Source organism: Levilactobacillus mulengensis (genome assembly GCF_003946045.1).
GTDB classification, from domain to species: Bacteria; Bacillota; Bacilli; order Lactobacillales; family Lactobacillaceae; genus Levilactobacillus; species Levilactobacillus mulengensis.
In genome coordinates this window covers 113,136-131,693 of sequence record NZ_RHNW01000004.1, presented here as the reverse complement: position 1 = coordinate 131,693, position 18,558 = coordinate 113,136, and the positions used below count along the sequence as shown (strand labels likewise).

Below are 18,558 nucleotides of genomic sequence, written 5' to 3'. Positions count from 1 at the left end.
TATGCCATAACAATTCTGGTTAGCCGGCGGCAGATCACAACCATTCACCCCGTTAAGCATCTCATTTACGCTAAAGCGGCACAAATTGACTTACATTTATACCCTACTTTTGTACCCGACCATTGACTCGTGGGAAGTGGTAAAAACGCTGCATCGTTAAATACTTTCCCTCATACTTAGTAGTTTTCTTACCGTCAGCAATTTTGATTTTCTTATTGCTTAGTTTGCGGACACGAACATAGCCATAGACCTTGCCAGATTTACCAGACATTTTATTTCTAGCAGTACCGAGCTTGTCATAACCATGAATAACGTAAGTTTTGCCAACCTTTTTATACTTGGTCTTAGAAATCTTATCTGCCGCACCACCTTGCGTAGCATGTTCCATTAACGTCGATTTAGTCCCTTTGTACCAAGTGAATTGCGGATCATTTGGATAAGTCATATCAAATTTAGTCCGGTACATCTTGTTCCGAATAATCTTAGGCAACCCTTTGTGCCAGGTTGCTGCATCCGCCGTCGTAACTGTTAATCCGCCAAAGCTCACAGCAACTAACGCTGCAACGCCTAATTTCACTAACTTCTTCATTTCAAAAATCTCCTTTTGTCAAAAAATATATCATCCACACCAAGCTGATCAATTTGTTGTCTAGTATTTTCCGAAGAACGCCGTCCGACTAGCCATCGTCGGTAGCTTTGTATACTCCTCGGCCTCTTTGCCATTTGCGTAATCGCTCCACTTTAACTTCTTTCCCTTAACCTTAAAGTAGAACTTATCGCTACTGCTCTCGCGCTTAAGTCTGTAGTGAACATAGGCATAACCATACTTATTCTTGCTGATTGTAAATGTCTTGTTCGCTTTGACTTTCTTACCCAGCTTCAAACTCACATATGGTTCGCGTGACTTTTCCAGAACCCAATTCTTATTTTTCGAACGCCTGATGGTAGAGAAGGAAAAACTATTCTTGGTAAAAATAACCATGTAGTCTTCTTCGCCCATCATGCCCCAAGTACTCCGTAAATTCTTTGGCACCGCTGACAACTTAGCAGCATGGGCCGTCGTTGTTGAAACACCGGTTGCGCCAACAATCCCCAGTCCTAGCAAGGACAGTGTAAGGGCTATTCTTGATACTGACTTTTTCATTTTAGCATTGCTCCTTTAATCAATTTCATTAATAGCTAAGCGTTATAACCGGCGAGCAGTTCCCGCTTTATACACTTCATTCAAATATTTTCCTGGGTGAGCTAGCTTGCTATATTTAAATGTCCCACTCAAATAAACGTTTTTGGCGCCACTATCGTCCTTGACCCATTGTTGATAGAGATGCCCCTTTTTCATCGAATAGGTAGTCGTGATCAGTCCCCAATCCGCCATCTTAGTCTTCAGTATTAGTTTCTTGCCTTGCTTACTGGTCGTAAACGTCTTATTAACCGTCAATTGGTTAGCCAGCTTCAAAGGTTGCTTATTATTCCACTTCTTAACAAACTTTCCATGACTGAACGTCCCAAACGCGATATCGTAAGTCTTGGCCTTCATCACGACCCGTGTGAGTCCAGGATCTTCATCACCATTAGAGAAATACCAAGTTCCCCGCATATTTTGGGGAATTGTCGTTGCGGCATCCGCTGCTGTTGGCCGACTCATGCCTAATCCGAGAGCCCCCAATAACAGGCTCACACTAATCAATACGCCACGTTTCATTTTTTTCACCTCTCCTACTTCAGACTACCAATGCCATATTCATCGTAAAAATGCTTGGCCGGATTGGCATATGGCGCCAACTCCGACGGATACGTATCACTCATTGTAGGGGTATGTTTATTGGTGTAGGTCATTGCTCTATGGCCCAAAACAATTTGTTTTGAATACCTAGAGGTCATCCGTTTATACTGGGACTTCACGTAAGAATAACTGTTGTGGCGTGCCGTAATCGTTCGGTAACCCTTTTTATTATTCTTGGCCGAAATCGTGAATGTCTTACGCAACTTGACCTTTTTCCCTAGCCGATACGTCTTGCCACCGTTCCAATTAGGCGTCCATTTGCCTTTAATAAAGAACCCCTTGGAAATGCTGTAGGTCTTGGCGGTCAGCTTAACCCGCATGATTCCTGACTGGCTATTCAACTCGTACCAAGTTCCCCGCAAGGACTTCGGCACAGAATTGCCTAGCTTGGTCGCCGCGTTAGCCGTTGTCCCAGCCAATCCCACGCTGGTCAGTGTCACCAACGCCAAACCAGCGCGCAACAACTGTTTATGTAAATCTGTCATTTTCAATCCTCCATGATGCATCCACACTCGGCGGACACATCTTTATTTGGTGCTTAACGTCACATTCTGTCATTGAAGCGCTTCGCAAACACTTGGTAAAGCCTAGCAAACTAAAACGGCCATAACAGTCTTACCGACCGAGAAGAATGCCTGTAACTCTGCATTTCGTACCTCAAACAAAAAAAGCCCGCAACTATCTCAATCTAACTTGTCCTAATCCATATATGTGTTGATGATTTTCTTAGTCACCGGGAAGAACATGTCGGTTCGTTTAGAGTTGTCAGAAAATTTGGTAACCATTTTTAACTTGGTTTTGTTGTGAACTTTAACGCGTTTAACCTTCATTACATATTTACTATACTGATCCGAGGTCGTCAACGTCCGGTAACCATTCTTGTCCGCCTTTTTGCTCAACGTAAAGGTCTTATTCTTCTTTACCTTCTTGCCTAGTTTCAGCGTATGCTTCTCGCTATTCACACGCCATTTGCCATGTTGATACACCCCAAGCGTGTTGGTATAAGTCTTGGCTGTAATCTTAACTCTATTCGCACCGCCATCGCCTTTTCCCCAGGCAAACCAGGTATTTCTCAAGGACTGAGGCACTGTCCGCGTTGCGGCATTAGCCGTCGTTCCAGGGATTGCAGCCCCAACCGTTGCTACCGTCATCAAGGCCAGGCCAGCGTGTAGTAATTGCTTATGTAATCTTGTCATCTATGACATCCTCCACGATGCGCCAGCCTAATCGCTGAGCACCTTTTATTAGGTGCAAGAGAAATTCTCCAAAGGTTCGGGCATCTCACAAGCACCGCAACCAGCGTAGCAAAACCCAGCGGCCGATAACAGAATTCCCGACCACACTAGTTGCCCGCAACTCTGCATGCTGTCACTGCACAAAAAAAGGCCCAACCCGCAATTAAGCAGGTTGAACCACATGAACTATTTATAAAATCATCACCCAGACAAGACATGGCTAAACCAGTCTCAGCCGAGAGGACGGCAAAAATGGGGTCAGCCGTGGGATTAAAAAAACGCCGGCATCTGCCGTCGCTTCTTTAATGGCGTCTTTGAAACGCGTTACTCAGCGGTTCAAAGCGAGCACAGAGACCGCCCTTTGGCTCTGGGCGTCCTGCCCACAGCGTTCCGCCCCATTTTTGCCGTCCGGTAAGGCGAGGAAAATGGTTTATGAATCGAGATCGAAGGCTAAGGCCCGGGTCCACAACCCATTACTCATTTGGTAATAAGTCGTGACCTTGCCGTCAGAATCGGTCCGCTTAACGCGGTGGGTAATCGTGACACGCCGTTCGGAGATGTCTGCCGTTGTGCCTTTTTGCTTGGCTAACATCGGATCGTTAAATGGCAGCGTGTAAACTGGGTAAATCTTCATCAGCGTTAAGTCTCGACTGTATTCTTCGTTTGAGAAGGTATCGAATTGCAAGGCACTCTTACGAATCCAGTACTTGGTCGTGGATTTCTTGCTGAAGCGAATCCGGTACCAGTCACCGGTATCGGCCGTGGCCCGCATATCCACGTAAACCCGCATCTTCTTTTGCTTCTTCCAGTTGTACTTCATGATATTCCAGTTCTTGTGACCGCGAATATGGTTGTACAGGGAGTAAGTATCGAAGTTGGCCTTGAGCTCAGCGTGTTGGCTGTCTAACCCGCCCACGTACTTTTCACTCTTGTTCGTTTGCTTACGCTTCTTCAGCTTTTGCTTGTTCTTGTTAGGCTTGCTGGTTGAGTTGGAACCAGATGGCTTGTTGACCGTCGTGTCGGTGATGGTCTGTTGCGAGGTCACATTGGTGTCGACCACGCTGCCCTTGGTAATCTTGTTGTCATTGATGTCGATGCCGGCGCTGGTCAATGGGAAGTTTCCCTTAACAAACGTGGCCCCCAATTTTTGGGTGATGGCATTGTTCCCAGTGATGGTGACATCCGTCATTGGGTTATCATCGGACGTGCTATCCAAGTAAACGTACTGCTTGGTAGGGTTAACGTTGGTAAACGTGTTGTCCGTGATGTTCAGGTTGGTCATCGTGTAAGCGGGTTCGGAGTTTAACAGGTAAATGTAGTTCCCGGAACCTAACACGTGTTGGTTGATAAATTTGTTACCGGTGATCCACAGGTTAGAAATGCCCTTAAAGTGAATCGTGGCAACCCCATCGTCCATCAATGGCTTGGGGTCAACGACCGTGTTGTTGGTAAAGTGGACGTCATGAATGATACCCGCCTTCCCGTGGCCGTAGATGGCGTGTTCACCGATTGGGTTGGGCGCGTATGAAGAGACTTGCCCGGACTTCTTAGAAACTGGCAAGAACTGGTTGTTGTCGACCGTCACGTCATAACTCGGTAAGTTATCGTATTGGTCGCCCTTGTTCTTGTAAGACATGGCCTTCTTGTTGGAGTAATCCACTTGAATGGCTTCCTTGAAATCTTGTGACCCGTTGAATCCAGTGAAAACGGAATTGGTAATATTCACGTTGTGGCTCCCATCGATATCGATGTAGTGGCCAGTTGGTGATTCGGCGTTGTCAAAGACACACTTGTCAAAGTTGACGTTCGTGGCGTGATGGATACTTTGGGTGAAGACGCTCTGTCCGCCAGACGTGTTATCGCCTTGGAACGTGGCGCCTTGCCAAGTCACGTTACTGATACCGCCGTCGTAACCGGCTTCCGGACTAGGATAAACAAAGTTCACCCGGTTGCCTTCAGTAATCCGGAAAACGGCACCCTTATCAAACTTAAACGTGATGTTTGAATGTAACTTAATGTTCCCCGCGTCAAAGAGGTAAGTCCCCTTAGGCACGTGGATGGTAACACTCCCGCTCCACTTGTCGATCATGTCCTGCAAAGCGTCATTGTTCGCCGTCTTGGCATCCGCAACCATCCCCTGGTGCTTTGCGTTAATCGTTGTCGCCGCGTAGGCAACTGACTCGTTCGCGCTCAGACTCGGTAATACATTGACCGAGCTTAGACCTACCAATGTTGCTCCCGCAGCAACCGTAACCAATAGGCCGAGCTTTTTCCTCAAATTCAAAAAATCCCCTCCAGTTCCAAATTCTTTCTACATGTTCCATTATAGCTAAGACAAGAAAGCGTTGGGCCATCTTAACCAAAATGTCACACGATTGAAAGATTCCAGTCGTAAAGGGGACTTATTTCTGACTTAAAGATTCAAAGACTAACTTGATCTTTTCTCTGGGCGACCGTGGTCTACCCCAGAAATCACCTCGTTTGCACGAGAGCTTACATTAATTGTGAGATGTCATCGTGCAAGCCATTGAGGCGTTCCACAACTTGACCCCGAACTTGGGTGTAAACTTTTACACCGTCTGGCGTCAACTTTAAGTTGTGTTGACGACGGTCAACTTGTGAGGCGATGCTTTCGATTAAACCAGCGCGCAGTAACCGAGAGATTTGACCGGAGATCATTGACTTGGAAACGCCAATTTGCCCAGCAAATTTGGTTGGCGTGAATTCTTCCTTTTGGTCAGTGATGGCGTGCAACAAGTTAAATTGTTCCAACGAAATCGTGATATCCTCCGTTTTAATCGTGGTTACTGGCCGCATGATCTTTTGGAGTTGTGAGAACCATTCCAAGGATTGGTTTAAATCGTTCGTTTGCGTCATTAATCTTTCTTCCTTTCTGTATTGCGTTAGCGTGGCTTCTACTATCTGACCCGCTAACCATTTATTATAACCCTTACTTTCAGTCTTTATGTTACCGATTTATTAATAGTTTATAGCATATTGATTAAAAACACTAGTAATTAGAACCGTTATTTTCATTCTCTCGTTAACCTACACCATTGAATTCCTAACCGGAAGTCTTTATCATTAATATTAGAAATTCTTAACACATGAAGGAGACCAACATGACACGTATTAAACTGATTGCCACCGACGTTGACGGGACTTTCCTGAATTCACAACGGCAATACAACCACACCCGCTTTGACCAACAACTCACCCGCCTGACCGCTGCCGGCATCCACTTTGTCGTAGCCAGTGGTAACCACCTCGGCCATTTAAAGAAAGTGTTTGCCCCCACGCCCCGCGTCCAAACGTTCGTCGCGGAAAATGGGTGCTTGATCGTTGACCAGGGCCAGACCTTGCTAGAAACGCCGGTCGATGCCACGGTCGTTACCCAAGTGGTGACCGCCATTCTCGCTGATGAGACCCTCCGGCCGCAAGTACTGCGCCTGTCTGGGGCTCATGGCACCTACATCAACCAGACGGACCAACCCGCGGACCCGAAATCTCAGGATTACTTCTTCAACAACATCGTCCGGGTGCCTGACCTGACGCAGGTCCACGACACCATTTATAAAATCAACGGTGAGTGGCCCAACGAGTCCATCCAGCAACTGGCCGCTAAGCTCAATGCCCGGTTCCCGGGACAGATCAACGCCATGGCCAGTGGCTTTGGCAGCATCGATATCGTCGCCGCCCACATGAACAAGGCCATTGGTCTGACCAAACTCGCCAAGACCTGGCAGATCGATCCCAGCGAAATCGCTGCCTTTGGCGACAACGACAACGACCGGGAGATGCTGGCCCACGTGGGACTCGGCGTCGCGATGCAGAACGGAACGGATTCCGTGAAACAGGTCGCCAACCTAATTACCCCCGCCGATAATGATCACGATGGCGTATTAGATGTCATTGAGGCCATTTTAGCCGACGAAGTTTAAAACTAGCTAAACCATTCAAACGGTTAGTTGCTGGTAGCCTGTCTCATTCGTCTGCCCACAGTAACCGGGCAATCAGCCGCCACATCCGTGGTGAGCTGTGGAGCCGGCCGTGCCCAACGCCGGGAACGTGGTGTTCTTGATACCCAAGCGCACTGTCCGCTAGTAGCGGGCGCAGTGGGGTAATCTGAGACACCGGGACGGACCCATCCGTGAGCCGCCCAGAAAGCGTGCCGTAGACATTGTGAATCATCCCCGTCCCCAGAGCCGACCAGTCGACCGGCGTGGCCCGTAGCCGCTGAAAAGTGGCATCAACGGGGTGATCCGCATCATGTTCATCAACGGGGGCGCCCAAGAGGACTAAGCGGTTCAGCCGGGGAACATCCCCCGCCGCACCGTACAATAACAAACTATTAACTGCAGCACTGCCACCCCACGAGTGAGCCACGAGATTATAGGCTTGCACGTGGTCGTGGCTTTTTAAGTACCGCAAAATCGCGGTGATCCAGCCAATCTGCTGTTGATAGTCGGCCGTAAATGGGTGGTCAAAGATCACTTGAATCAGTGGATTGTCGGCTTGGCCGGTCCACTTGCCAGTGACATGTAACTCCCCGTGACGGTCGACACGCACCGTTAACACTTTGTGACCAAATCCGGCTCGGGCCAGCCACCGCAATAACCCATTATAGGTCCACGCGTTGCCGCCCCAGCCAGGAATAAAGAGTGTCGGCGTTGTCGTGTAAGTTACCCCCGGTCGCCGTCGTCGCAAGGGCTCTGCTGGGGTCGTCTGTCGACTCGCCCAGTGAAACCCCAACCAACTTGCACCCAAAACCATTGGCAACCAACGTAATTTACGCCACATACCGCAACCCTCCTTAAACTAATCCATTATGCCAGTTCTCTCAATTGTACACAAGTGAAATTTCGTTCACAAAACATTTGTCACCGTTAACATTTTTACCCGGAAATTCATCCGCATAAGTTATGGCCTATCTTAGCCAAACAAACGTTGCCTGACAACCGGCTTGTGATTAACCGCACCAATTATTGGTTTTTGTTAGAAATTCATTTGACAATTGTCCGGATAAAAATATATGATAGACTTAAATGAAACCGCTTTAGACAAATAGAAAACGAGGACTTGCTATGCAAACTGCTACGAACCACTGGGATACTTACCAAAATGAAGCCGTCACTGAATACACCATTGAAAACGACAATGGTGTGAAGCTTGCCATCCTGAGCTGGGGGGCCACGTTACATCAGTTAATGGTCCCGACTGCCAAGGGTGATAAGAATCTGGTGCTATCTTACCACAAGATGGCCGATTACCTCGACAATCCGTTCTACGTTTGCATGGGCATTGGCCGAACTGCTGGGCGAATCACCCGCGGGACTTTTGACTTAGACGGTCAAACCGTTCACGTTGATCCTAATGAAGGAAAGAATACCCTGCACGGTGGCCCTCACGGCTTCAACACGGTCAACTGGGCCGGCAACCTGGACACTACGGACCCCGACAAGGCGCGGATCATTTTGACCCACACCTTCAAGAGTACCGACGACTCCTTCCCCGGCGACCTGACGGCGAAAATGATCTACAGTCTGGACAACCACGACCGCGTGACCCTGGCCTTCGAAGCTACTAGCACGGCGCTGACCCTCTTCAACCCAACGCTGCACGTCTACTTTAACGTCGGCGATGACCAGTTGATTTCCGGGCAAACGCTGCAGATCAACAGTCAAGAACACCTCGACCTGGATGGCGAAAAACTGCCAACCGGGAAGATGGTCGCTAACGCCGGCACCCCTTACGATTTTGCCGACGGTCAGAACTTAGGCAAGGCCATCCGTGGACTCCAAGACATCCCCGAAAAGGGCTTCGATGACGTGTACCACGTGGTTCCCGGTGCCGACGACATGGTCGCCAAATTATCCGATCCACAATCCAACCGGGCCGTCACCATCAAGTCTAAGCGTAATGGCCTCGTGGTCTTCACCGCGAACTCCTTCACGTCCGACATGAAGTTGACGACCGGCGCCGGCCAACCCTACATGGGCGTTGCGTTGGAAGCACAAGGGTTACCTGATTCCCAGAACTTCCCTGAATTTGGAGACGTTAAGCTGGCGCCGGGCGAGACCAAGCGCGACGAAATCATCTACGACATCACTTACTAAGCCCTTGATTTTGGTGAGATAAACGTCGTTGTGCGCTACAGATCTGGTGAAAATGCGCTAACCTGCGGTAACTTTTCGTTCCCGTCGGTGGGTTCAAAACGCCCTGCTATGGGGTCGGTTCCAGCCTGAGGGACGGGCTTCCACCTCGACTTTGAGCCAAAGATCGGTCTCAAAGGTCGTCCCGTGGGCTAGGCTGAGAAAAACCTCAGCCAAGACCACCGACACAGCTGGGCATTTTGACCCACCTCTGGTCACTGACACTTACCACGCTGGCACATTTTCACCAAAGCTGTGGCTGACACGGGTTTAACCCACCATCATGGGCTTACTTGTGGTAGTCGGCTTAGCTTATTGCGAGCATTAGCAGAAAGTTTTTCTGCGTGCGTTTCTCTAAAGATAGCTGTTAAAAAATCTGACTTCCCCTTTATTGTGGGTGGTCAGATTTTTTTAGCAACGTTAAGTGATTGCGCCTACCTGGAATTTTCGAGTCGCTTCGTTTGACAATTAAATGGCCATTATGCTAAGTTAGTAAAACGTAATTATTACTATTTATAAAGGAGCGACATCTATTCATGGCAAAGAAGTCAAAGATTGCAAAAGCAAAACGGATTGAAAAAACCGTTGAAAAGTACGCGGAACGCCGCGCTGAATTAAAGGCAGCGGGCGATTACGAAGCACTCGCCCTGTTACCGCGGGATGCCTCCCCAACTCGGATGCACCACCGAGACCACCTCGACGGCCGACCACACGCCTACATGCGCAAGTTCGGTTTATCCCGGTTAAACTTCCGCCAATTAGCCCATCAGGGACAAATTCCCGGGGTCCGGAAGGCTAGCTGGTAGACAGAGTGCGGAGCAAGGCGGTTAACTCCTGAGCATTAACGTCATTAAGTGCCCGACCGGGGGACCCGGTCCGGTGCTTAATGGGGTTAAGCGGAGGGAGTTGCCTTGCGGAGCACGTTTCGGAGGCCGCCAGGACCGGGATTGTTCCGTGTAGAACCAGTCAAACGACCTAAAACTGTCCCCGGTCAATGGCACAGCTCATTGCTGAACCCGGGTTAAGCGCAGGGACCTGCCCCGCGGAGCACGTTTCAGAGGCCGCCAGGACCGGGATTGTTCCGTGTAGAACCAGTCAAACGACCTAACACTGTCCCCGGTCAATGGCACAGTTCATTGCTGAACCCGGGTTAAGCGCAGGAGTCTGGCTCGCGGAGCACGTTTCAAAGTCCACCAGAAACTGAACAAAATTTCAAAACACAACCCACGTCAAACCCTGCCCGCGGCTTCGTTTGACGTGGGTTTTTCCATGCCGTAAACTTGAGATAACATTGTTCCCAAAAGGAGAAAATCACATGACAGAAATCTTAACGGTCATTCGCGACTTTACCGTTTATGGCAACCGGGATGAGGATCAGGTTCCCTACGGCCTCGACTTACCTAAAATCAGCGCGCAATTCGTTGGCGTAAGCCCCGCCATGGCGTTTGACGTGCACAACCAACCGAAACTGGCCCGTGACAAGGAACGGCAGCTTCGTAAAATTGAAACCGCTATCCGCACGGAATTTGAAACGGACATCGCCAACCTGGGCAGTGACGACCTGAACGAAAACCTCGCGACCATGCAACACCTCCTCACGACTTTCAAAGAGCGGCTCGAACAAGACTTTTTGGTCAAGGACCAACTCGACCTGGAAAGCCTGACCACGCACGGTGAATGGCTGGCCTACTGGCAAGAAGACGCGCCCATGGTCAAGGCCAAGGAACAGCAACAGGAAAATATGCCTAACGATTTTTAACATAATATATGACAAAGGAGCTGTGACCCAATCGTCACAGCTCCCTTTTTAGTTAGGCAGGAATCCCCGCGTTGATTCGGTCAACGATCGTTTGTACGGGATCAATCGTGTGGATGTTAGAAATCCCGAGACCAAATGAGGCGTAACCCTTACTGAGGTCCCCAACCAGCATCCCCTGACGCATACCATCATACGCATTAGACGCCTTGAAGATTTCCTGACCGGTTGCGCCAGCTTGGTTCATCTCCAACAAATGATTTGGCAATTCGCCCGGCAAGGACCGGTAGTAGGCTGGTTCTGACCGGTACATCAACATGTCATCGGCATTGGTCGCAACGGCCTGTTCCTTGATATTTTCGGCCATCCGCGATTCTTGACTCACCAGAAAGGCCGTGCCACAGTACACGCCTTCCGCACCGAGGGCAAAAGCAGCCTTCGCCGTCCGGGCATCCGTAATGCCCCCAGCGGCCATGATGGGCGTATGGTCAGCTGCATCGACTAATAATGGCACGATGGACAAGGTCCCCACGGTTCTTTCGGGCACGGTGCCCCCCTCGTCAAAACCAGTAGCCACGATGATGTCGGCGCCATTGGCTTCGGCCTGACGGGCATTCTCGACGGACGGCGTGATGTACCGGTAAACGATTTTGACCCCGTGCTCGTGTAATTCCTTGAACAGTGCGGGGACGATTGGCCCCACGTAGGCCACCACCGGAATCTTTTCGGCATAGATCAGGTCCAGTGTTGGCCGCGTAAAGGTGTCGGTCTTGGGCTCACCGGTCGGTCCGAAATTCAATCCAAATGGCTTGTCGGTCAGTGCCTTGGTCTTATGAATTTCCGTACGCATCCGGTCCATCGTCTCATCTAAGGACTTTGTGCCCGTGGTTTGGCCCGCGTTGAACCCTAACACGCCTAAACCACCGGCATTGCTGACGGCGGCCACCAATTTAGCATCCGTCAACCACAGTAGTGGTCCCTGAATAATGGGCTTCTCAATTCCTAAAATATCGCAAATTCGATTGGTCATGACTATTACCTCCTGGGTGATTTTTGATTATTTTCAATTTGTAAATCTGTTCACAAGTGTTATTATATTAGCAAAGAGCGCCCCTGACCAATACGCATTCATTCTTAAAATATAACCAAAGTGTAATAACCCATGACCAAAGGAGTCGAATCCCATGAATCGTCAACGAACCTTGTTAAGTATTCTGCAATCCGTCGAATTTTCGGCCACCATTTCGGAAATTGCCGACCGGCTTTACCTGAGTCAGCCCTACGTGAGCCGCATCATAAAGGAAGAGGAAAACAAGTTTGGCGTCGTGCTGATCAACCGCCGTGACAAGCCGATAGAACTCACCAAGTTTGGCGTTTTTATTCTCAATAGTCTGAAAAAAATCGCCAGTGCCGAGGACAGTTTAAACACGGGCATTGAAAATCTCAAGGCGCAACAATCCCGTCCCATTCGTATCAGCAACACGAATCCCTTTCTGACTGAGGACATTATTGACGCCATCACGCGCTACCTGGATGCCCATCCCCAAGCCAACATTGAACTCACCCAATCGCAGACCCGCAACGTGGCCAGTGACCTGGCTGAGGGCGCTATCGATATTACAATTGGTCAGCGTTGGAACGCCGCAGACATTGAAATCAACGACCTCCCCTCGCCCATTTTCTACCTGCCGATTGCCGACTCCTGTGAGCCGTTTGACCCCAGTACGCTCTACCTGCCCTTAGAGGACGACACGCTGACCAGAATGGCTGAGTGCCGCTACATTGGGCTTTCTGGCCACTCCGAATTTCAAGCCTACGTGGATAACCTCTTCAAACGCGTCGGCATTCACCCCCGTAACCAGCTGTTCTTGCCGACGCCGGCCAGCGCCCTGAAAACCGTCTTCAACATGACCAATGCCACAACCATCACGACCCGCAAACTGGCCGAACGCCACTTGCCCGCGGGTCGCTACAACCTGATGCCCCTGCCAACCAATTTTATCCGGACCGACACCTCCATCATGACCCTGACCACAGCGGATTCAACGATTCAACAGTTAACCCGTTTCTTGACTGATGAGTTGGTACGGGCAATTCGCTAAATCAGTTACTAAAATAGCCCCCACCACTTACGGTGAGGACTATTTTTACCGACTCATCAACCGTTGCCAGCTAAGTATTCCCAGCAACCCAACTAAAACTAGTGGGGCCAACACGACACCCAAGAAATCAATCAACCGACGGACCCAAACGTCAAAATCACCAGCGTGACTGGTCGGCCGTTTAACCCGGATGGACCCACCCATCAAGAATGGCCCACCCAGGTGCGCATAGGCCTGTTGATTCTGAAGCATGCCCGCAGCATCGCCAAACTGCGGCACCCTATGTCGGTAATGGCGGGCAATCACCTTTTCACCGACAATGCAGATCACTGGAAAGAGCACCACCAGGTTAACCGTCAAGTACCAGGAAACCCCATCCCACACCAGCACAATCCGGTCGAAGATCCAGCGACAATTAGCCAAAAGTCCTAGCAAATAAGTAACCAGGCCCAATGCGTAAGCCAACCAATAGTTTCGCAGTCGCTTGAAATTAGCGTCAATGATGAAATTTTGCTTTTTCACCGCCATCATCCCCTTGAATCGGATTGAAATTTAAGCAAATTATACCGGGCGATATCTTCGAGGCGTTAACCCAATACACAGCGAGACACACTCAACTTCCTAACCGCAATCGACAGCAAAAGCAGCGCCCACCATAAACGTGAGCGCTGCCTTTTGACTATATTTGTGTAATTGCAAACTTGATGACTCCGCCTACCTATGGGCTAAACCAGCGTCAGCCGCAGGCATGGTGAAAATGAGCTCAGCCGTGGGAGTTTTCTTAGCGGTTTACCGCTTAGAAAACTGCTATCTTTGAGACTCGGGTTAGGAGGCTCAAAGTAAGTCTGGAGACCGCCTTTTGGCTCCAGACGGGCGCCTACAGCGAACCGGTCTCATTTTCACCATGCCGAAGGCGCCGGCAGAACTGCTTAGTCATCAGCTTGATAAAAACGGGTGCGAACCCCGTCAGTGACCAGAGGCGGGCCAAGCCGCCCAGCTGTGTCGATGGTCTTAGCTGAGGTTTCTCACTCAGCTTAGCCCATGGGGCAACCTTTGAGACCGCTTTTCAGGCTCAAAGTTGAGGTGGAAGCCCGCCCTTCGGCTGGAACCGACCCCACAGCAGGGCCGCTTGAGCCCGCCGCCGGGAACGAAAATCGTACACACATTTTTATTCAGTGACTGCGGCGCTTAAGTTGACCTTTTCACCAGCCACGTCAATCGTCAATGGTTCCCCACTGATCAGCTTGAAGTGTGGGCCATCAGCGTGAACGCTGACTTCAATCAGGCGACCACGGAAGACTTGACGGAAGCTGTAGCTCTTCCATTGCTTAGGCAGGAATGGGGCAAAGTGTAATTGCCCATCGCGAACCCGCATGCCAGCGAATCCTTGAACCACGGCAATCCAGCCACCGGTCATGGCCGTGATGTGTAAGCCATCGACCGTATCGTTGTTGTAGTTGTCCAAGTCCAAACGGGCCGTCCGGTTGTACAATTCAACGGCCTTGTCTTCGTAGTGCAAGTCAGCGGCTAAGACGGAGTGAATTGCGGGAGACAGACTTGATTCGTGAACCGTCAATGGTTCGTAGAAATCAAAGTTTGACTTCTTTTGTTCCGGCGTAAAGTCGTCGATGAAGTCCCAGATACCTTGGAGCACGTCCCCTTGCTTGATGTAAGGTGACCGCAAAATCTTGTCCCACGACCAGTTTTGGTTGATTGGGCGTTGACCGTCTGGAATGGCACTGACGGGTTCGATGTCCTTGTCTAGGAAGCCATCGTGTTGAACGAAGATGTTCAAGTCCTTGTCGTAAGGCAGGTACATCCGGTCAACAATATCTTGCCACTTGGCCTTTTGGTCGGCGGAAATGTTCAGCTTCTTAGCCGTTTCCTTGTCAACCTTACCCAAGATCTCCAACGTGTACTTCAACGTCCACTGGGCCAGAATGTTGGTGTACCAGTTGTTGTCAACGTTGTTTTCGTATTCGTCAGGACCCGTGACCCCATGGATCATGTACTTATTGTTACGCTTGCTAAAGTGTACCCGGTCGGCCCAGAACTTAGAAATTTCGGTCAAGACCTTGGCCCCTTCATGCAGGACGTAGCTGGTATCGCCGGTGTAACGCGTGTAGTTGTAAATGGCGAAGGCAATGTCACCGTTCCGGTGAATTTCTTCGAAGGTGATTTCCCATTCGTTATGGCATTCGATTCCGTCGAAGGTCACCATTGGGAAGAGGGCACCGTCTAAGCCTTGTTCCTTGGCGTTGATGTAGGCACCGTCCAATTGCTTGTAACGGTACATCAACAGGTTACGGGTCACTTCAGGATTCGTGATTCCCAAGTAAACGGGAACGGCGAAGGCTTCGGTATCCCAGTAAGTGGCACCACCATACTTCTCACCCGTGAACCCTTTAGGCCCAATGTTCAAGCGAGAATCTTCACCGTAGTAAGTGGAGAACAGCTGGAACAGGTTGAAACGAATCCCTTGTTGCGATTCGTCGTCGCCGTTGATGACTACGTCAGACTTCTCCCAACGCTTGCCCCAGATGCTGGTGTGGGCGTCGAATAAATCTTCATAGGAAGACTTGGCAACCTTGTCGCTAAGTTCGTGCATAGCGGCCGTTAATTTTTCTTGGGTGTCGTAGTCACGAGACGTCACCACGATAACCCGCTTTTCCAATTCAGTGGTTGCTTGCGGAGCTAAACTCCCGGTGTAGGCGTTGACCACTTCTTTGTCGTTCGGTTGGGTAACGGCCACGCTCTTAAGATCCGTCACGGTGCGCATTTCCATCCCAGAAGTGAATTGTGGGGTGCCAAATGGGTTAGGCGTCGTCTTAGCAACCACGCTACCGCTGTCTTGGCCTTGTTCTGCGGCTAAGACGTCCCAGAACCGTTCGTCGTAGTTGGCTTCTTCGTTCTTAACATCGGCATCGATGCTGGGCTTGATGGTGACGTCAACGCTGGCGTCGCTCAAGTTCTTGACCGTGACCTTTTGAACGGAGAGTTCTTGTTGGGCCACACTCAAGAAACGTTGGAAGGTCAAGGCAACCTTGACATCCCCGCGTTCAACCGTGAAGGACCGGTTCAAGACACCCTGTTGCAGGTTGAGGTCCAAGGTGAAGTCGCTAAACTTATCCTTGGCTAAATCAACGGCTTGACCATTGATTTCGATGGGTAATTTGATGAAGTTAACGGCATTGACCACTTTACCGAAGTACTTGGGATAACCGTTCTTCCACCAGCCGACCCGGGTCTTATCTGGATACCAGACGCCACCCAAGTAAATGCCTTGTAAAGAGTCGCCAGAGTAACCTTCTTCAAAGTCACCCCGCATCCCCATGTAGCCGTTACCTAAGCTAGTCATGGATTCTTGAAGACGCTTGTCTTGGGGGTCAAAAGTATGGGTAATGACGTTCCAAGGTTGTACCTCAAAAATACGTTTCATGGTAAACATGTCTCCTTTTTTAAGTGTGTAATTTTCGTTTAAATGAAAAGCGACCCAAGCGCTCAGCCAAAATGGTTAAACCCTCAGGCCGCCCCAGCCAAAGTTTATTTGGCCAGTTTATTTACAATGTTATAAATGGTGTGTTGTCCGCCTCCGGGAGCCTGTAAATGGGACCGGAACGCTGTGGGCGAACGCCCGGAGCCAAGAAGCGGTCTCCGCGCTTACTTTGAGCCGCCACAGCGTCTCAAAGATATCAATCTTCTAAGCGGCAGAGCCACTAAGAAGATTCCCACGGCTGGGCCCATTTACAGGCTCCCTGCGGCTAATACTGGTTTAACCATTGAAATAGCCCGCTACTTATTGATCAATAGGTAACCGATAAGATAAACCAGTATCACAATGACATCATACAAGTTAACGTCAATCAACTTGAAGCAATCAGTTAAGGAAAAGAACTGGCCGGTTTAAACCGATGTTAGCCGTGAGGTTGGTGCAAATGGCCTCAGCCGTGGGAGTTACTGAGCGCTACGCTCAGTAACTGGCGACTTTGAGACTCGGTCTAAGAGGCTCAAAGCGAGCCCGAAGACCGCCCTTCGGCTTCGGGCGTCCTGCCCACCGCGTTCCGGGCCATTTGCACCAACCGGTAAGGCGATGCAAACATCCGTTTAAGCCTTGTACGTTTCCTTGATGGCACCGACGGAGAAGGCACCGATAGCCATGATGACACCAGCTAACAAGAACATGTTGGCTTGGGCACCACCGAGCAGTGGGAACAAGGCGAAACTAGCTAAGGAAGCAACGATTTGTGGCAAGCAAATTGAACCGTTGAATAATCCCAGGTAAGTCCCCATGTGGGCACCGGACAAAGCGTTGGTAACCATAGTCAATGGGTAAGTGTTCATCGCAGCCCAAGCAATCCCAACTAAGATAAATGACACGATCAAAGCGTATTGGTTGTGCAGGAAGAAGACGGAGATAAACCCAAGGGCACCTAAGCCTAAGCTTCCGGCGTAACCCAATTTGTGCACGTTGTTTGGTAATTTAGCCAAAACGTATGACCAAATAACAGCGGCGATGGATTGCACGGCGGCTAAGACCCCGTACCAGTTACCAGCAGCCTGGTAGCCAGCGGATGCGGCGTTCGTCGTGTGCCAAACGTTGGCAGCGATAGCACCGGCAGAGTAAGTCCACAGGTATTGGAAGGCCACCCAGCAGAAGAATTGTACTAAGGTAACGGTCCAGAAGACCTTAGGTGCGGACTTCAGTAACGTCCACCAGTTCCCACCTTCAGCGTTATCTTCCTTGGTAATGCCATGGTATTTTGCATAAGTATCTGGATCATATTCGTGAACCCGGAAAATCGTGAATAAACTCGTGATGACCAACAGGATAGCCCCAACATAGAAGGCAACCTTAACCGTTGCGGGCACAACCCCTTTAGAGGCGGTGTTGGCAATCCCAATTGCGGCGAACAGGAATGGCAGGATGGCGGCTAAAACGGCACCCGTGTTGGATAAGAAACTTTGAATCCCGTAAGCGTAACTCTTCTGGTCATCGTTGACCATGTCCCCGACCATCATCTTGAACGGTTGCATGGCAACGTTAGAAGACAAGTCCAGGAAGGCCACGGTAATGGCACCGAACAACAAGGCAGCTAGTGACGCGTACCCGAAGCCCATACTCCCTGAGTTAGGCAACAGGCACATGACAATGACCGCGACAATCGTCCCAAGTAACAGGTAAGGTAACCGGCGGCCACCCCACTTTGGTGCCCAAGTTCTGTCGGAATAGTACCCGACAATCGGTTGCACAATCAAGCCGGCCAATGGTGGCAAAATGAAGAACCACCCTAAACTGTTAGGATCGGCCCCAATGGTTTGGAAGATCCGACTCATTTGAGAACTTTGTAACGTGAAGGCCGTTTGAACCCCCAAGAAACCAAAGTTGATCATCCAAATTGTACTGGCAGGCAGTTTAGGCAGGCCACTTTTGGGCTTGACTTCAGCTGTTGGTGCCTTTTCAGAAGCAACATCTGACATGTGAAAACCTCCTAAAATCTCATTTTTAAATAATTGCTGAAAACGATTACAT

Annotated in this window: 17 protein-coding genes; 5 read left to right on the top strand and 12 right to left on the bottom strand. The window is 49.9% G+C overall.

Features of this window, described 5'->3' with window-relative positions:
- Positions 1 to 103: 103 nt before the first annotated feature.
- The 7 genes from EKM84_RS05875 to EKM84_RS05845 form a co-directional block, all read right to left on the bottom strand.
- A complete protein-coding gene (locus tag EKM84_RS05875; RefSeq protein ID WP_125764659.1) occupies positions 104 to 589 on the bottom strand; it encodes a hypothetical protein in 486 nt (161 codons plus the stop codon).
- A gap of 60 nt (positions 590 to 649) precedes the next feature.
- Positions 650 to 1,144, bottom strand: a complete 495-nt coding sequence (locus EKM84_RS05870; protein ID WP_125764657.1) for a hypothetical protein — start codon at positions 1,142 to 1,144, stop codon at positions 650 to 652.
- Between the two features lie 42 nt (positions 1,145 to 1,186).
- Positions 1,187 to 1,702 (bottom strand): hypothetical protein, encoded by a 516-nt coding sequence (locus EKM84_RS05865; protein WP_125764655.1) that lies wholly within the window; start codon positions 1,700 to 1,702, stop codon positions 1,187 to 1,189.
- 14 nt (positions 1,703 to 1,716) lie between these two features.
- A complete protein-coding gene (locus EKM84_RS05860; protein ID WP_125764653.1) occupies positions 1,717 to 2,268 on the bottom strand; it encodes a hypothetical protein in 552 nt (183 codons plus the stop codon).
- Between the two features lie 213 nt (positions 2,269 to 2,481).
- The gene (locus tag EKM84_RS05855; protein ID WP_125764651.1) at positions 2,482 to 2,979 is read right to left on the bottom strand and encodes a hypothetical protein; all 498 of its coding nucleotides are present in this window, start codon (positions 2,977 to 2,979) and stop codon (positions 2,482 to 2,484) included.
- A gap of 469 nt (positions 2,980 to 3,448) precedes the next feature.
- Entirely contained in the window at positions 3,449 to 5,302 is a 1,854-nt protein-coding gene (locus EKM84_RS05850; RefSeq protein ID WP_125764648.1) for a glycoside hydrolase family protein, read from the bottom strand.
- Positions 5,303 to 5,511: 209 nt separating this feature from the next.
- Complete coding sequence (locus EKM84_RS05845; protein WP_125764646.1) at positions 5,512 to 5,895, bottom strand: MarR family winged helix-turn-helix transcriptional regulator; 384 nt, start codon at positions 5,893 to 5,895, stop codon at positions 5,512 to 5,514.
- A gap of 245 nt (positions 5,896 to 6,140) precedes the next feature.
- Between EKM84_RS05845 and EKM84_RS05840 the strand changes: the two genes are divergently transcribed.
- On the top strand, positions 6,141 to 6,959 hold the full coding sequence (locus tag EKM84_RS05840; RefSeq protein WP_125764644.1) for a Cof-type HAD-IIB family hydrolase: 819 nt from the start codon (positions 6,141 to 6,143) through the stop codon (positions 6,957 to 6,959).
- A 43-nt stretch (positions 6,960 to 7,002) separates the two neighbouring features.
- On the opposite strand, the gene EKM84_RS05835 is transcribed toward EKM84_RS05840, so the two are convergent.
- The gene (locus EKM84_RS05835; protein WP_125764642.1) at positions 7,003 to 7,818 is read right to left on the bottom strand and encodes an alpha/beta hydrolase; all 816 of its coding nucleotides are present in this window, start codon (positions 7,816 to 7,818) and stop codon (positions 7,003 to 7,005) included.
- A 284-nt stretch (positions 7,819 to 8,102) separates the two neighbouring features.
- Between EKM84_RS05835 and EKM84_RS05830 the strand changes: the two genes are divergently transcribed.
- The 3 genes from EKM84_RS05830 (at position 8,103) to EKM84_RS05820 (ending at position 10,929) form a co-directional block, all read left to right on the top strand.
- Positions 8,103 to 9,134: an aldose epimerase family protein gene (locus EKM84_RS05830; RefSeq protein WP_125764640.1), complete on the top strand. Its 1,032-nt coding sequence runs from the start codon at positions 8,103 to 8,105 to the stop codon at positions 9,132 to 9,134.
- 572 nt (positions 9,135 to 9,706) lie between these two features.
- Entirely contained in the window at positions 9,707 to 9,976 is a 270-nt protein-coding gene (gene rpsN, locus EKM84_RS05825) for a 30S ribosomal protein S14 (RefSeq protein WP_125764638.1), read from the top strand.
- 509 nt (positions 9,977 to 10,485) lie between these two features.
- On the top strand, positions 10,486 to 10,929 hold the full coding sequence (locus EKM84_RS05820; RefSeq protein ID WP_125764636.1) for a hypothetical protein: 444 nt from the start codon (positions 10,486 to 10,488) through the stop codon (positions 10,927 to 10,929).
- A gap of 52 nt (positions 10,930 to 10,981) precedes the next feature.
- On the opposite strand, the gene EKM84_RS05815 is transcribed toward EKM84_RS05820, so the two are convergent.
- Positions 10,982 to 11,956, bottom strand: coding sequence for an NAD(P)H-dependent flavin oxidoreductase (locus EKM84_RS05815; protein ID WP_125764634.1), 975 nt, complete (start codon positions 11,954 to 11,956; stop codon positions 10,982 to 10,984).
- Positions 11,957 to 12,110: 154 nt separating this feature from the next.
- On the opposite strand from EKM84_RS05815, the gene EKM84_RS05810 reads away from it, so the two are divergent.
- Positions 12,111 to 13,028, top strand: coding sequence for a LysR family transcriptional regulator (locus tag EKM84_RS05810; protein WP_125764632.1), 918 nt, complete (start codon positions 12,111 to 12,113; stop codon positions 13,026 to 13,028).
- A 45-nt stretch (positions 13,029 to 13,073) separates the two neighbouring features.
- Here the strand turns inward: EKM84_RS05810 and EKM84_RS05805 are convergent, their stop codons facing one another.
- The 3 genes from EKM84_RS05805 to EKM84_RS05795 form a co-directional block, all read right to left on the bottom strand.
- Complete coding sequence (locus tag EKM84_RS05805; protein ID WP_125764630.1) at positions 13,074 to 13,550, bottom strand: hypothetical protein; 477 nt, start codon at positions 13,548 to 13,550, stop codon at positions 13,074 to 13,076.
- A gap of 646 nt (positions 13,551 to 14,196) precedes the next feature.
- Positions 14,197 to 16,467, bottom strand: coding sequence for a glycoside hydrolase family 65 protein (locus EKM84_RS05800; protein ID WP_125764628.1), 2,271 nt, complete (start codon positions 16,465 to 16,467; stop codon positions 14,197 to 14,199).
- Between the two features lie 665 nt (positions 16,468 to 17,132).
- Entirely contained in the window at positions 17,133 to 18,506 is a 1,374-nt protein-coding gene (locus EKM84_RS05795) for an SLC45 family MFS transporter (RefSeq protein WP_125764626.1), read from the bottom strand.
- Positions 18,507 to 18,558: the final 52 nt, after the last annotated feature.

What these genes read in the sequence shown, in the direction of transcription:
- EKM84_RS05875 (WP_125764659.1), bottom strand. Translation starts at nt 589, where the DNA reads ATGAAGAAGTTAGTGAAATTAGGCGTTGCAGCGTTAGTTGCTGTGAGC.
- EKM84_RS05870 (WP_125764657.1), bottom strand. Translation starts at nt 1,144, where the DNA reads ATGAAAAAGTCAGTATCAAGAATAGCCCTTACACTGTCCTTGCTAGGA.
- EKM84_RS05865 (WP_125764655.1), bottom strand. Translation starts at nt 1,702, where the DNA reads ATGAAACGTGGCGTATTGATTAGTGTGAGCCTGTTATTGGGGGCTCTC.
- EKM84_RS05860 (WP_125764653.1), bottom strand. Translation starts at nt 2,268, where the DNA reads ATGACAGATTTACATAAACAGTTGTTGCGCGCTGGTTTGGCGTTGGTG.
- EKM84_RS05855 (WP_125764651.1), bottom strand. Translation starts at nt 2,979, where the DNA reads ATGACAAGATTACATAAGCAATTACTACACGCTGGCCTGGCCTTGATG.
- EKM84_RS05845 (WP_125764646.1), bottom strand. Translation starts at nt 5,895, where the DNA reads ATGACGCAAACGAACGATTTAAACCAATCCTTGGAATGGTTCTCACAA.
- EKM84_RS05840 (WP_125764644.1), top strand. Translation starts at nt 6,141, where the DNA reads ATGACACGTATTAAACTGATTGCCACCGACGTTGACGGGACTTTCCTG.
- EKM84_RS05835 (WP_125764642.1), bottom strand. Translation starts at nt 7,818, where the DNA reads ATGTGGCGTAAATTACGTTGGTTGCCAATGGTTTTGGGTGCAAGTTGG.
- EKM84_RS05830 (WP_125764640.1), top strand. Translation starts at nt 8,103, where the DNA reads ATGCAAACTGCTACGAACCACTGGGATACTTACCAAAATGAAGCCGTC.
- rpsN (WP_125764638.1), top strand. Translation starts at nt 9,707, where the DNA reads ATGGCAAAGAAGTCAAAGATTGCAAAAGCAAAACGGATTGAAAAAACC.
- EKM84_RS05820 (WP_125764636.1), top strand. Translation starts at nt 10,486, where the DNA reads ATGACAGAAATCTTAACGGTCATTCGCGACTTTACCGTTTATGGCAAC.
- EKM84_RS05815 (WP_125764634.1), bottom strand. Translation starts at nt 11,956, where the DNA reads ATGACCAATCGAATTTGCGATATTTTAGGAATTGAGAAGCCCATTATT.
- EKM84_RS05810 (WP_125764632.1), top strand. Translation starts at nt 12,111, where the DNA reads ATGAATCGTCAACGAACCTTGTTAAGTATTCTGCAATCCGTCGAATTT.
- EKM84_RS05800 (WP_125764628.1), bottom strand. Translation starts at nt 16,467, where the DNA reads ATGAAACGTATTTTTGAGGTACAACCTTGGAACGTCATTACCCATACT.
- EKM84_RS05795 (WP_125764626.1), bottom strand. Translation starts at nt 18,506, where the DNA reads ATGTCAGATGTTGCTTCTGAAAAGGCACCAACAGCTGAAGTCAAGCCC.